Raw genomic sequence first — 12,638 nt, 5'->3', positions numbered from 1 at the left:
TTCGGGGTCAGAACTCCTTGTAGGTCAGGCGCTTGACCTCGACGTCGTTGAGCTGGAAGACCCGCGTGGTCGGGAAGTTGGGCGGGGTGAGGCGGCTGTTCTCGAAACGGCGGTCGTACTCGAAGGTTTCCAGGTAGCCGCTGCTGATGCTGCCGCCGCGGCCGATGACGCCGCGCAGCTGGTCTTCCCACTGGATCAGCCCGCCGAAGAGGCGCATCTTGCCCTGAGGGCCGCGGGTGTTGTAGTTCTCCACCGCGAGCCCCTTGCCGTTCGCCGCCGAAAGGAAGGAACCCCAGAGGTAGATGTCGTCGACCGCCCCGACGCGGATGGTGATGTCGTCGGTTTCCGAGAAGACCCCCAGCACCGTCCGCAGCGGCCCGCTGGCCGAGGCGCAGCGGGGATGGCTGGCCAGGTAGCTGCTGTTCGTCATCTGGGTGGGGTCGCACTCGTAGACCAGGTCGGTGTACAGGCCGATGCCCCCCACCGCGGTGATGTTGAGCTGGGTCTCCAGCGAGAGCGCCGGGGGGATCGTGCTCGGCGGAGGGTGGTCGGGCGAGTCCGTGGGGACGGGGCCGGTGCGGTCCGGAGCGCGCAGGGCGTCGATGACGCCGTTCACGTAGATCTGCCCCGTGGGACCACCGGTGCCCAGCGGTGCGGGGCCGTTGGGCACGCCCAGCAGGTTGGTGGCGTTGCCCGAGGGGTCGGTGATCGTGGTGGTGTCGGTGTTGTAGTCCACCAGGATCGTCCAGGTGTTGCCGCCCTGGGTGATGCGGTAGGTCTGGGTGCCGTCGCCGCCCGCGGCCACGAGCAGCTCGTCGACGTTGCCCTCGATGTAGATCCCGCCGGTGACGCGGCTGCCGTCGTTGACCAGGTAGACCCCGTCGGGGATCGGGTTGGCGCCCACACAGGGGCTGATGCCCAGGCTCGAGCAACGGTCGGCGTCGGTCACCGGGTCGGGCACCCCGTCGCCGTTGTTGTCCTCGGTGGGGTCGAGGCCCAGCGCGGCCCGCTCCTGCGAGAGCGCGTTCGTGGGCAGCTCCACCCGCGGCGCGTTCCAGTCGTACCCCTTGTCGAAGACCGGCTCCGTGCAAGGCGGCCGCGAACCCGCGTTAAGGAACCTGCGGTAACCCAGGCCGTCGCGGCAGGTGTTGAAGATGTCCCAGAACCACGCGCCGCCGTCGGAGGCGGTGATGCGGCCGCGGAATACCGGCGTGCCCCAGAAGCCCCAGTTGCTGTTGGCGTGTACGGGCCCGTCGAAAACCGATCCGGTGGGGAAGAAGCCGCGATCGCCGCCGGCGTCCTCCACCAGGAAGAGCCACTGCGACAGGCTGGCGCGGCCGAGTTTGACGGTGAGGAAGCCTTCTTCCTGGATCCGGCGCTTCCCATTCCCCGAAGTGCCGGTGGCGACCACCTTGTACTCGGCGGTGTAAGTCTGAAACTGGCCGCCGCCCCCGGCGGTGGGCATCGAGGCGATGCGGAAGTTGCGTACGTCGTAGCTGAGGCTGGCGCTGCCCACGCCCGCCAGCTGGCTGGCCGGGAGCGAGGCGTAGTTGGTGTTGAGTTCGTTCGTGATCTGCGAGGCCACCGTGTCCCAGGCGCTCTCGGGGATGACGTAGTCGCTGGTGGGGTCGCCGCCCCCGACGATGAAGCTGGTCGCGTAGCCGTTGACGATCGGTTGCAGCACCGAGAAGAGCTGCGTGTCCAGCACGTATCCGGCGTAGGTCGCGCCGGCCTCGGCGACGTTGCGGGCGCGGCTGCTGAGCAGGTTGTTCTTGTTCTGGCGGATCTCGCTCAGCGTGTCCACCGAGAGGATCGCGATCACCGCGACGAGCACCATCATCAGGACCAGTGCGGTGACGAGGGCGATGCCTTGTTTTCTCCTCATGCCTTGCCTCCTAGTTCAACCGCAAGTCCACGGTCTCGGTGATCTCGTAACGCCCGGGGCCGCCGCCGGCGGTGAGCGGCGCGGGGGTGGTTCCCGCGAGGTAGACGCGGACGGCGCGAACGAGGCCGCCCACGTAGACGCCGCTGCCCTTGGGGTCGTCGGTGTAGGCCGAACCCAGGGCGGCCGCCGCGGCGGACAGGGAGTCGTAGAAGCGCAGCTGCTGGATCGTGCTGCTGGCGGCGGTGGGGTCGATGGGAACGCCGTAGCTGATGCGCAGCGTGTCGACGTCGAAGGCCACGATGCCGCTGTAGGGGCCCTCGCTGGTGCCCAGACCGGTGCGGCGGTAGAGCACCGAGCGGGCGGCGTCCTGGGGATCGGGGCGGAGCTCGTAGGTCACCAGCTGCACCTTGAAGGCGTAGGTGTTGGGCTGCCAGGTGCCGCTGAGGCGATCGCGGTTGTGCTGGATCTTGTCGTGGTTGGGCGGATTTCCGCCCGCGGCGGTGGTGGCCGGGCGGCAGGGTTGGGAGAAGTCCCGCAGGTTCTGGATCTGGGTGATGGTGACCAGGTCGGCGGCGCTGCCGTTGGTGATCAGCACCAGGTCGCCGGTATCGAAACCCGAGGCGTCGCAGACGGCCGTTTCGACGGAGTTGGTGTAGCTGTTCCCGGGGGCCTCCGCGACGGCGGTGTAGAAACCCTTGGAGACGAGGATTGCCAAGCGGTCGCGCGCCGAGCAGGCGTCGCCCGCGGCGCTGCACCCCGAGGCGGGGTCGTTCCACAGCCCCAGCTGCGAGGCCGAACGCAGGTCCTGGGTGATCTGCTGCATGGCCACGCGCAGGTTTTGCTGCAGCTCCACGTAGACGCTCTGGCTGTGCTTCGTCTGCAAGCCGCGGGTCAGGGCCACCGCGACGATCCCGATGAGGACGATCAGGATCCCGATGGCCAGCAGGGCCTCGATCAGCGTGAAACCCCGCCGCATGCGCCTACTGGCGAACGAGCGAGACGAGTTCGACACGGCCCTCACCTCCCCGCTTCTTGTAGTACCCCGTCACCAACACCCTCCAGATGATGGGGTTGGTGGAGTACGCCTCCGTCTTGACCACGAACTTGAACCGCCCCCACTCCTGGGCGATCTCCGCGAAGTTGGGGTCGCCCGCCGCCGTGAAGACCGAGTCGCTCGTGTAGTCGTAGCCGTAGTCGTAGGTGCGGGGGGTCGTAAAGTAGTTGAACGGAAGGCTGCGGCTGCGGAAGCGGTCCATCCAGGCTTCGGTGGCGGCCACCGCTTGGGAGCGTACGCGGTTGTCGGCGTTGTGCCGCATGCTGGAGACCATCGTGGTGACCGCGGCGAAGCTGACGACCGTCACCACCACGAGGGCGATGAGCACCTCGATCAGGCTGAAGCCCTTGCGCGTCCTCATGGTTTCACCACCCGGGCCGCTCCGGTCATGGAAGGCACCACCTTGAGGGTGTGGCTGCCGTCGGTAAGCGTGATCTCGTAGGGGCGGGGGCTGGCCGGGAAGTTTCCGAATCCCCTGGAATCGAAGGTGATCGCCTCACCGGCCGACCAGCTCGGCGTAATGCGGTTCGGAAGGTCGTAGCTGCGCCGCGTCGTCCAGTTGGTTCCGTCGGTGGAGAACTCGAGGTCGTAGCCGCCGGATTTGAAGCTGAGGCGGCAGCTGCCGCTTTTGGATACCGCCTGCGAGCGGCAGCTCTGCAGGTCCTGGGCGATGCGGTGGGCCACGCCCTCCAGGTCGAGCCGCTGGCGGGCGTTGCCGAACGAGACGGCCACGATGCTCATGAGGGTGGCCAAGACGGCCAGTACGATCAGCAGTTCAATAAGTGTGAAGCCGATTGGAGTAAATGCAGCTTTCTTTGACAAGGCCCCTCCTTTTAAATCCTACGGCGCGGCCGAAGGGACGGTTACCCCCAAGTGGGGGTAACCGGGTCTGCTGCAGGTTGTATTAAGGTAGGACCCGCTTCAGCGATTGAGGATGTGGATGGCCCGGCCGTGCAGGTTTTCGGCGGCCTCCATCAGGTTCTCGGCCAGCGTGGGGTGGGGGTGCACGGTCAGGGCCAGGTCGCCGGCCGTCGCCGCCATCTCCAGCGCCAGGGTGGCCTCGGCGATCAGGTCCGAGGCGCCCGGTCCCAGGATGTGCGCGCCCAGCAGCAGGTCGTTCTCGGCGTCGGCGACGAGTTTGATCAGGCCTTCGGTCTGCTGCAGGGTGAGGGCGCGGCCCGAGGCCGAGAAGGGGAAGCGCCCCACCCGCACCTCGAGGCCGCGGGCTTTCGCTTCGGCTTCGGTCATGCCGACGCTCGCGAACTCGGGCTGGGTGTAGACGACGCTGGGGATCTGCTGATCGAAGGCCGCGGGCCGGCCCGCGGCGTGCTCGGCGGCCACCAGCCCTTCCTTCATGGCCTTGTGGGCCAGGAGCGGCGGCTTGGTGACGTCGCCGATGGCGTAGACGCCCGGCACGTTCGTCTCCAGGTGTTCGTTGGTGGGGACGAAGCCGCGCTCGTCGGTGCGCACGCCCGCGGCCTCGAGGTTCAGGCCTTCGGTGAACGGCACCCGGCCGACGGCCAGCAGGATCTTGTCGGCGTCCAGCACTTCCTGCTCGCCGCCTGCGGCCGGCTCGACGGTGACCCGCAGCCCGCCCCCCGCCTTCTCGTAGCCCGCGGCCTTGGTGGCCGTTTTGACGACGATCCCCTGCTTCTTGAGGCTGCGCGCCAGCAGCTTGACGAGCTCGGGGTCGCTTCCGGGCAGGATCTGCCCTTCGTACTCGACGACGGTCACCTCCGCACCCAGGCGGGCGTAGATGGAGGCGAACTCGAGCCCGATGACGCCGCCGCCGATGACGAGCAGGCGTGCGGGCACCCCGTTTTCGACGCGCAGCATCTCGGTGGAGGTGAGCACGTGCTCGCCGTCGGGCTCGAAGCCGGGCAGCACCGCCGGTTTGGACCCGGTGGCGACGATGATCTTCTTCGCCTCGAGCTTCTTCCCGTCCACCTCCAGCTCGCGGGGGCCGGTGAAGCGGGCGAACCCCTTTACGAGCTCGACCCCGTTGCCCTTCAGCAGGCTGGCCACGCCGCCGGTGAGCTTCTTGACGATCTTGTCGCGCCAACGGCCCATCTTGGCCAGGTCGCGCTCGGCTTCCGAGAAGACCAGGCCGAACTCGGCGCCCTTCGCGGCGTGTTCCAGGGTCTCGGCGGCGTGCAGGAGCGCCTTGGTGGGGATGCAACCGACGTTCAGGCAGACGCCGCCGACCGCGCCCGCCTCGACGGCGGCGACCTTGAGGCCGAGCTGGGCGGCGCGGATCGCGGCGTGGTAGCCGCCCGGCCCGGTGCCGATGACGATCAGGTCGTACATGGTTTCTCCTTAGACGGCGTGCAGCATCAGCCAGTAGGGGTCTTCGAGGCGGGCGATGACCTCGCGCAGGAAGAGCGTGGCCTCGGCGCCGTCCACCAGCCGGTGATCGAAGCTGAGCGAGAGGTAGAGCATCTCGCGGGCGACGATCTCGTCGCCTTTGACGACCGGGCGTTTCTGGATGGTGTGCACGCCCAGGATAGCGGCGTCGGGCACGTTGATGATGGGGAAGGAGAAGAGCCCCCCCAGGTTGCCCACGCTGGTGATCGAGAAGCTGGAGCCGCTGACCTCCTCGGGCGTCAGCTTGCCTTCGCGGGCGCGGGCTACCTTGTCGCCGATCTCGGCGGCCAGCTCGAGGAGGGTCTTCCGATCGACGTCGCGGATCACCGGGACGACGAGCCCCGCGTCGGTGGCCACCGAAAGGCCGAGGTGGTAGTACTTCTTGAGCACCATTTCGCCGCGGGCGTCGTCGAGGCTGCTGTTGACCACCGGGAACTTCTTCAGCGCCTCCACCGCGGCCTTGAAGATGAAGGGCACGTAGCTCAGCTTCACCCCCGCCTCCTCGGCGCGCTCCTTGAGCCGGCGGCGCAACGCGACCAGCTCGGTGACGTCGGCCTCGTCGACGACGAGGGTGCGCACCGTGTGCAGGTGGCTGGCCATCATCTGCTGGGCGATGATGCGGCGCATGCCCCGCAGCGGCACGCGCTCCTCCAGCTCCTCGTAGCCTGCGGGGGTGCGGTAGGGCACGGGGGGCGGGAAGCCGGCGGGCGCCGCCGCGGCCGGGGCCGCCGGGGCCTGTTCAGCGTAGGCGCGCACGTCCTCGACGCGCACCCGGCCGTTCGGGCCGGAGCCCGGCACCTGGGCGATGTCGATGCCCAGCTCCCGGGCCAGCTGCCGGGCCGCGGGCACCGCGAGCACCCGGCCGTACTTGTTCACCCCGGCGCGCGGGCGTTCGGCCACCGCGGGCCCTGCGGGTTTCCGCGCGCCCGAGGCGAAGGGGTTCTTCACCTCGGCTTCGGTCTTGTCGGGTTTGAAGAGCGAGAGCCGTTCGCCGCGGTCCTCTTCTTCGGCCACCGCGGCGGCCGCGGCCGCCGCCGCTTCGGCGGGCGCCGCCGCGGCCTCGGCGCTCTCGTCGATCAGCGCGATCGGCGTTTCGACGGGAACCACGTCGCCCTCGCCGACGAGCTTCTTCACCAGCACGCCCGCGAAGGGGCTGGGCAGTTCGACGGTGACCTTATCGGTCATCACCTCCACCAGCGGCTGGTCCTTGGCGACGACGTCGCCCTCGTTGACCAGCCACTTGAGGATCTCGCCTTCCACCACGGACTCGGCGAGTTCAGGTAGGAGCACTTCCTTGGGCATGGCACCTCCCGGGCGCTAGTAGTCGAGCAGCTTCTTGGCGGCGTTCAAAATCCGCGTCACCGTGGGCATGTAGAGCTTGTCCTGGGCGTAGGGGTAGGGGGTGTCGAAGCCGGTGACGCGCGCCGGCGGGGCCTCGAGCTGGTCGAGCACCTCCTCGGCGATCGTCGCCGCCACCTCGCTGGCGAAGCTGGCGTGGCGGGGGGCGTCGGAGACGATCATGACGCGGCCGGTCTTGCTCACCGCCTCGAGCACCGTTTCCTTGTCCCAGGGCATCAGGCTGCGCAGGTCGAGGACCTCGGGGTGCACGCCCACCTTTTCCAGTTCGTCCGCGGCCTGCAGCACCTCGGGGGCCACGGGCCCGTAGTAGACGATCGTGAGGTCCGAGCCCTGACGGCGGGTGACGGCCTCGCCCAGAGGGATGGTGTAGTCCTCGTCGGGCACCTCCTCCTTGACCGCGCGGTAGAGGCGCTTGGGCTCGAGGAAGACGACCGGGTCGTCGTCGCGGATCGCGGTCTTGAGGAGCCCCTTGGCGTCGTAGGGGGTGCTGACGGCGACCACCTTGAGGCCCGCGGTGTGCACGAAGTGGGCCTCGGGGCTCTGGGAGTGGTGGTGCCCGCCCTTGACGCCGCCGCCCGAGGGCATGCGCACCACCATGGGGGCGGTGAACTGCGCGCCCGAGCGGTAGCGCAGCTTGGCCGCCTGGCTGACGAGCTGGTCGAAGCCGGGGAAGACGTAGTCGGCGAACTGGATCTCGGCCACCGGGCGCAGGCCGTGGGCGGCCATGCCCACCGCGGCGCCGATGATCGCCGCCTCCGAGAGCGGGGTGTCGATCACCCGGTCGGGGCCGTACTTCTGCTGCAGGCCTTCGGTGGCCAGGAAGACGCCGCCGCGCTTGCCGACGTCCTCACCCAGCACCACCACGGCCTCGTCGCGCGCCATCTCTTCGTCGAGCGTGCGTGCGATCGCCTGCACGAGGGTCATCGTTGCCATGTCGGACCTCCCGGCTCAGGCGCCCAGCTCTTCTTCGAGGAGCCGGCGCTGTTCGATCTGGGGCCAGAGGGGTTCTTCGTAGACGTCGTCGAACATCCAGACCTCGGGCACCGGACCCGCGGCCTCGGCCTCTTCGAGCGCGCGCGCCAGCTCGGCCTCGGCGGCTTCGCGCAGCTCGGCCTCCCACTCGGGGGTCCAGAGCTCCTGGCGCTCCAGGAAGCGGCGGTAGCGCTCGAGCGGGTCGCGCTGCTTCCAGTGCTCCACCTCTTCCTTGGGGCGGTAGAGGCGGTCGTCGTCGGCCGAGGAGTGGGGGCCGTAGCGGTAGACCACGGCCTCGACGAGCGCCGGCCCCGCGCCCGCGCGGGTGCGCTCGATGACCTCCTGCATCACGTAGTAGCTCGCCAGCACGTCCATGCCGTCGAGGTAGTAGCCGGGCATGCCGTAGGCCTTGGCCTTGACGGCCAGGTTCTCCGATCCCGTCTGCTTCTGCAGGTCGACGCTGATGGCGTAGCGGTTGTTCTCGACGACGAAGACGACGGGCGCGCCCTGGGCGGAGGCGAAGTTCACGCCGGCGTGCCAGTCGCCCTCGCTGGTGGCGCCGTCGCCGAAGGTGGTGACGACGACCTGGCCGGTGCCCTGGATCTTGGCGCTGATGGCCGCGCCGGTGGCCGGCGGAATGTGCGAGGCGATGGGCGAGGCGACGGTAAAGGCGTTGAGCGGCTTCGAGCCCGGGTGGTTGGGCATCTGCCGCCCCTTGGCGGGGTCGGCGCGGGTGGCCAGGGTCTCGCCGAAGATCTCCACCGCGGGCACCCCCAGCGCCAGCAGCATCCCGTGGTCGCGGTAGTAGGGGAAGAGCCAGTCGAAGCCCCGCTTCACCGTATGGGCGATGGCGATCTGGATCCCCTCGTGGCCCGCGGCCTCCATGGCGAAGCTGGTCTTGCCCGAGCGCTGCAGCAGGAGTAGTCGTTCGTCGAGCAGGCGGGCGGCGACCATGTCGCGGTAGAGGGCGCGCAGCTGCTCCTCGTCGAGGTCGAGGTCGAACGGCCCCACCCACTCACCGTGTTCGTTCACCAACGCGATCGGGTCGCGGGTGAACGGCTCGAAACGTTGGGTGTCCTTGATCATAGCGTCCTCCTTGGGTCAGGGGCGTAAAAAACCCCGGCCACGGCCGGGGGCGGTCCGCCACGGCGTACCGATAATCACTAGCGCGAGAGCGTTTTCGCGGTTTGGCATCCCTACCCCTTTGCGCTTCATTATAAACTACCCCGCATGGAGGCCGAATGTGCGTTGGCGCATCGTTGGCGTCGGGCGGCCTAAACTGGCCTACGCCCGCGAGGGCGTGCGCTTCTACCTCGAGCGGCTCGCCCCCATGGCCCGGGTGGAGACCGTCTTCGTGCGCCCCGGCCGCCGCGAGGGCGCGGCGCTGCTCGAGGCCAGCGAGGGTTGGTACCGCATCGTCCTCGACGAGCGGGGCCGGACCCTGCGCTCACGCGAGCTGGCCGAGCGGATCTCGGACTGGGAGCTGCGCGGGGTGGGGAAGGCGGCCCTGATCGTGGGCGGCGCCGAGGGGCTGGCGCCGCAGGTGCGCGCCGCCGCCGACTGGGTCTGGAGCCTGTCGCCGCTCACCCTGCAGCACGAACTCGCCCTGCTGGTCGCCCTGGAGCAGATCTACAGGGCCTATACGATTAAGAGAGGGTCGGCCTATCACCGCGAATAAGAAAAGCAACGACGCCAGATATATTGGAACAATAGGTGAAACTGGTACCGTCCCACGTTGCGGTATACTGGACGGGTGAACGCCATGACGAGCGAACCAATCGAGACGGCGCTGGCCTTGTTGGGACGCCAGGGAACGTACCGCGTGCTGCGCGCACTGCTCGACGGACCGATGCGTTTCGGAGAGTTGCAAGGGGTCACGCGGCTGCTGCCCCGCACGCTATCGTTGCGCCTGAAGGAAATGGACGCCATGGGCTGGGTCGTGCGCGAACAGTTCGCCGAGGTGCCCCCGCGGGTGGAATACCGCCTCACCCCGGCCGCCGTGGCTTTGGAGCCTCTGCTGCGCGCCGTCGAGGCCTGGGCCGAAGAGCACGCCTGAAGGGCGCACAGGAAGCGCGCGGCCCCCGAGGGCCGCGCGCTTCCTGTGTGAAGCGGTTTAGAAGTCCATGTCGGGCATGCCGCCGGCGCCCGCGGGGGCCGCTTCCTTCTTCTCGGGCTTCTCGGCGACCACGGCCTCGGTGGTCAGCACCAGCGAGCCGATCGAAGCGGCGTTCTGCAAGGCGCTGCGGGTCACCTTGGCGGGGTCGACGATGCCGAACTTGAGCATGTCGCCGAACTCGCCGCTCTGGGCGTTGAAGCCGTAGTTGGGGTCCTTCTTCTGCAGGATCTCGTTGACGATCACCGAGCCCTCGAAGCCGGCGTTCTCGGCGATCTGGCGGGTGGGCTCCTCCAGGCTGCGGCGCACGATCTTGGCGCCCGTGGCCTCGTCGCCCTCGAGCTTGGCCAGGACCTTGTCCACGGCCTCGGTGATGCGCAGCAGGGTCACGCCGCCGCCCGGGACGATGCCCTCCTCGACGGCCGCGCGGGTGGCCGAGAGGGCGTCCTCGAAGCGGTGCTTGCGCTCCTTGAGCTCGGTCTCGGTAGCCGCGCCCACGCGGATCACCGCGACGCCGCCCGAGAGCTTGGCGAGGCGCTCCTGCAGCTTCTCGCGGGCGTACTCCGAATCGGTGGTCTCGAGCTCCGCCTTGATCTGGTTGATGCGGGCCTCGATGTCCTCCTTCTTGCCCTTGCCGCCGATGATGGTGGTCTCGTCCTTGGTGATGCGCACCAGCTCGGCCTGGCCCAGCATCGAGAGGGTGACGTTTTCGAGCTTCAGGCCCAGCTCCTCGCTGATCACCTGGCCGCCGGTCACCGCGGCGATGTCCTTGAGCATCTCCTTGCGGCGGTCACCGAAGCCGGGGGCCTTGACCGCGGCGACGTTGAGGGTGCCGCGCAGCTTGTTGACCACCAGGGTCGCCAGGGCCTCGCCCTCGACGTCCTCGGCGATGATCATCAGCGGCTTGCCGGTCTGGGCGACCTGCTCGAGCACGGGCAGCAGCTCGCGGATGTTCGAGACCTTCTTCTCGACGATGAGGATGTAGGGGTCCTCGAGCTGCACCTCCATCGCCTCGGGGTTGTTGACGAAGTAGGGGCTCAGGTAGCCCTTGTCGAACTGGTAGCCCTCGACGACCTCGAGCTCGGTCTCCAGGCCCTTCGACTCCTCGACGGTGATGATGCCTTCCTTGCCGACCTTGTCCATCGCGTCGGCGATCAGCTGGCCCACCTCGGGGTCGTTGGCCGAGATGGTGGCGACCTCCTCGATGGCCTTGCGGTCCTCGACCGGCTGGGCCATCTTGTGGATCTGCTCGACCGCGGCCTCCACGGCCTTGTCGATGCCGCGCTTGAGGCTCAGGGGGTTGGCGCCGGCGGCCACGTTCTTCAGGCCCTCGCGCACGATCGCCTGGGCCAGCACGGTGGCCGTGGTGGTGCCGTCACCGGCGACGTCGTTGGTCTTGGAGGCCACCTCCTTGAGCAGCTGAGCGCCGATGTTCTCGAGGTGGTCCTCGATCTCGATCTCCTTGGCTACGCTGACGCCGTCCTTGGTGATCGTCGGCGAGCCGAACTTCTTCTCCAGCACCACGTTGCGGCCCCGGGGGCCGAGGGTCACGCGCACGGCGTTGGCCACCGCGTTCACGCCGCGCTCGAGCGCACGACGGGCTTCTTCGTCAAAAACGAGGATCTTTGCCATGGTCTACCTCCCTTACTTCTCGACGACCGCGAGCAGGTCGCGCTCGGACAGGATGATGTACTCGTTGCCGTCGATCTCGATCTCGGTGCCGCCGTACTTGGCGAAGACGACGATGTCGCCCTCCTTTACCTCGAGGGGCACGCGCTCGCCGTTGTCGAGCAGCTTGCCGCTGCCGACGGCGATCACCTTGCCCCGCTGGGGCTTCTCCTTGGCGGTGTCGGGCAGCACGATGCCGCCCTTGGTGGTCACTTCTTCCTCGATGGGCTCAACCACGACCCGGTCTGCTAGGGGTTTGATCATTACCTTGACCTCCGATGCCATGATTGCCTCCCTTCGCCCCTTTGACACTTAGGGGTCCAGAGTGTCAATCCACCGCACATTATGGGGGGCGCGGCGGGGGCTGTCAACCCCGCACACGCGATTCCTTGCAAGCAAGTTGAGCGGCTTATTGTCAACCCCGGCGCTGCCGGCGCAGCCCCTCGTAGAGCAGGAGCGCCGCGCTCACCGAGGCGTTCAGACTGTCGGCGACGCCCTCCATGGGGATGCGCACGGCGAGGTCCGCCGCCTCGAGCCAGCCCGGGGGCAGCCCCCGGTCCTCCGCCCCCACCACGAAGGCCGTGGGGCCCGAGAGGTCGGCCTCCCAGTAGACGCGCCGGGCCCTCGGCGCGGCGGCGACGATCTGCAGGCCGCGTTCCCGCAGCCAGGCGCGCGCCGCGTCGTGGTCCACCGCCGCCAGCGGCAGCGTGAAGACCGTCCCGGTGCTGGCCCGGATCACGTTGGGGTTCTCCGGGTCCACCGCCTCGCCCACCACCAGCACCGCGTCCGCGCCGCTGGCGTCAGCGCTGCGCAGCATGGCCCCGAGGTTGCCGGGTTTTTCGATCTCCACGGCCACCAGCACCCGCCGCGGACGCGTCGGCAGGTCTTCGAGGCGGCGCGCCGGGCGTTCGAAGACGCCGATGAGCGCCGGCGGGTTCTCGCGGTAGCTGACCTTGCGCATGGCCGCCTCCGAAAGTTCATAGACCGGCGCATCCGCGAGCAGCGCCGCTTCCTCCGCGCCCGCGCGCTCGGGCCAGACGAGCCAGGCCTGGGGCCGGATCCCCGCCGCCCGCGCCCGCGCCGCCTCGCGCGCGCCCTCCACCAGGAAGCGCCCCTGTTCCAACCGCCCTCGCCGGGTCTTGAGCTCCGCCCAGGCCCGGACCTTGGGGTTACGCGCGCTCGTGATCCGCACGGGTTCATTGTATGCTCCGCTGTGGCGTACG

At 68.8% G+C, this 12,638-nt stretch carries 13 protein-coding genes; 2 read left to right on the top strand and 11 right to left on the bottom strand.

The features are described 5' to 3' along the window. Nucleotides 1-7: 7 nt before the first annotated feature. From OCEPR_RS08865 to OCEPR_RS08830, 8 genes are all read right to left on the bottom strand, one after another. The gene (locus OCEPR_RS08865) at nucleotides 8-1,885 is read right to left on the bottom strand and encodes a DUF4900 domain-containing protein (protein WP_013458378.1); all 1,878 of its coding nucleotides are present in this window, start codon (nucleotides 1,883-1,885) and stop codon (nucleotides 8-10) included. Nucleotides 1,886-1,895: 10 nt separating this feature from the next. Further along, nucleotides 1,896-2,861 carry a PilW family protein gene (locus OCEPR_RS08860; RefSeq protein WP_013458377.1) on the bottom strand — a complete coding sequence of 322 codons (966 nt, stop codon included), beginning with the start codon at nucleotides 2,859-2,861 and terminating at the stop codon, nucleotides 1,896-1,898. Nucleotides 2,862-2,865: 4 nt separating this feature from the next. Beyond that, complete coding sequence (locus OCEPR_RS08855; protein ID WP_041554147.1) at nucleotides 2,866-3,300, bottom strand: type IV pilus modification PilV family protein; 435 nt, start codon at nucleotides 3,298-3,300, stop codon at nucleotides 2,866-2,868. Further along, nucleotides 3,297-3,761 (bottom strand): GspH/FimT family pseudopilin, encoded by a 465-nt coding sequence (locus tag OCEPR_RS08850; protein WP_041554140.1) that lies wholly within the window; start codon nucleotides 3,759-3,761, stop codon nucleotides 3,297-3,299. The genes OCEPR_RS08855 and OCEPR_RS08850 overlap by 4 nt, the downstream gene beginning before the upstream one ends. A gap of 99 nt (nucleotides 3,762-3,860) precedes the next feature. Then, the gene (gene lpdA, locus OCEPR_RS08845) at nucleotides 3,861-5,246 is read right to left on the bottom strand and encodes a dihydrolipoyl dehydrogenase (protein WP_013458376.1); all 1,386 of its coding nucleotides are present in this window, start codon (nucleotides 5,244-5,246) and stop codon (nucleotides 3,861-3,863) included. A gap of 9 nt (nucleotides 5,247-5,255) precedes the next feature. Beyond that, the gene (locus OCEPR_RS08840; protein ID WP_013458375.1) at nucleotides 5,256-6,605 is read right to left on the bottom strand and encodes a dihydrolipoamide acetyltransferase family protein; all 1,350 of its coding nucleotides are present in this window, start codon (nucleotides 6,603-6,605) and stop codon (nucleotides 5,256-5,258) included. A gap of 15 nt (nucleotides 6,606-6,620) precedes the next feature. Next, complete coding sequence (locus tag OCEPR_RS08835; RefSeq protein WP_013458374.1) at nucleotides 6,621-7,595, bottom strand: alpha-ketoacid dehydrogenase subunit beta; 975 nt, start codon at nucleotides 7,593-7,595, stop codon at nucleotides 6,621-6,623. Between the two features lie 15 nt (nucleotides 7,596-7,610). Further along, nucleotides 7,611-8,720 carry a thiamine pyrophosphate-dependent dehydrogenase E1 component subunit alpha gene (locus OCEPR_RS08830; protein WP_013458373.1) on the bottom strand — a complete coding sequence of 370 codons (1,110 nt, stop codon included), beginning with the start codon at nucleotides 8,718-8,720 and terminating at the stop codon, nucleotides 7,611-7,613. A gap of 157 nt (nucleotides 8,721-8,877) precedes the next feature. Between OCEPR_RS08830 and OCEPR_RS08825 the strand changes: the two genes are divergently transcribed. Beyond that, entirely contained in the window at nucleotides 8,878-9,312 is a 435-nt protein-coding gene (locus OCEPR_RS08825) for a 23S rRNA (pseudouridine(1915)-N(3))-methyltransferase RlmH (RefSeq protein WP_013458372.1), read from the top strand. An 84-nt stretch (nucleotides 9,313-9,396) separates the two neighbouring features. Then, complete coding sequence (locus OCEPR_RS08820) at nucleotides 9,397-9,690, top strand: winged helix-turn-helix transcriptional regulator (protein WP_013458371.1); 294 nt, start codon at nucleotides 9,397-9,399, stop codon at nucleotides 9,688-9,690. Between the two features lie 57 nt (nucleotides 9,691-9,747). Here OCEPR_RS08820 and groL read toward each other — a convergent pair whose 3' ends face one another. From groL to OCEPR_RS08805, 3 genes are all read right to left on the bottom strand, one after another. Continuing rightward, on the bottom strand, nucleotides 9,748-11,379 hold the full coding sequence (groL, locus tag OCEPR_RS08815; RefSeq protein WP_013458370.1) for a chaperonin GroEL: 1,632 nt from the start codon (nucleotides 11,377-11,379) through the stop codon (nucleotides 9,748-9,750). A gap of 12 nt (nucleotides 11,380-11,391) precedes the next feature. After that, entirely contained in the window at nucleotides 11,392-11,700 is a 309-nt protein-coding gene (gene groES, locus OCEPR_RS08810; protein ID WP_013458369.1) for a co-chaperone GroES, read from the bottom strand. Between the two features lie 130 nt (nucleotides 11,701-11,830). Beyond that, nucleotides 11,831-12,607, bottom strand: a complete 777-nt coding sequence (locus tag OCEPR_RS08805) for a TrmH family RNA methyltransferase (RefSeq protein WP_013458368.1) — start codon at nucleotides 12,605-12,607, stop codon at nucleotides 11,831-11,833. Nucleotides 12,608-12,638 lie beyond the last annotated feature (31 nt).

The sequence above is a fragment of the Oceanithermus profundus DSM 14977 genome, assembly GCF_000183745.1.
GTDB lineage: Bacteria > Deinococcota > Deinococci > Deinococcales > Marinithermaceae > Oceanithermus > Oceanithermus profundus.
This window is presented reverse-complemented; position numbering and strand designations above follow the sequence as displayed.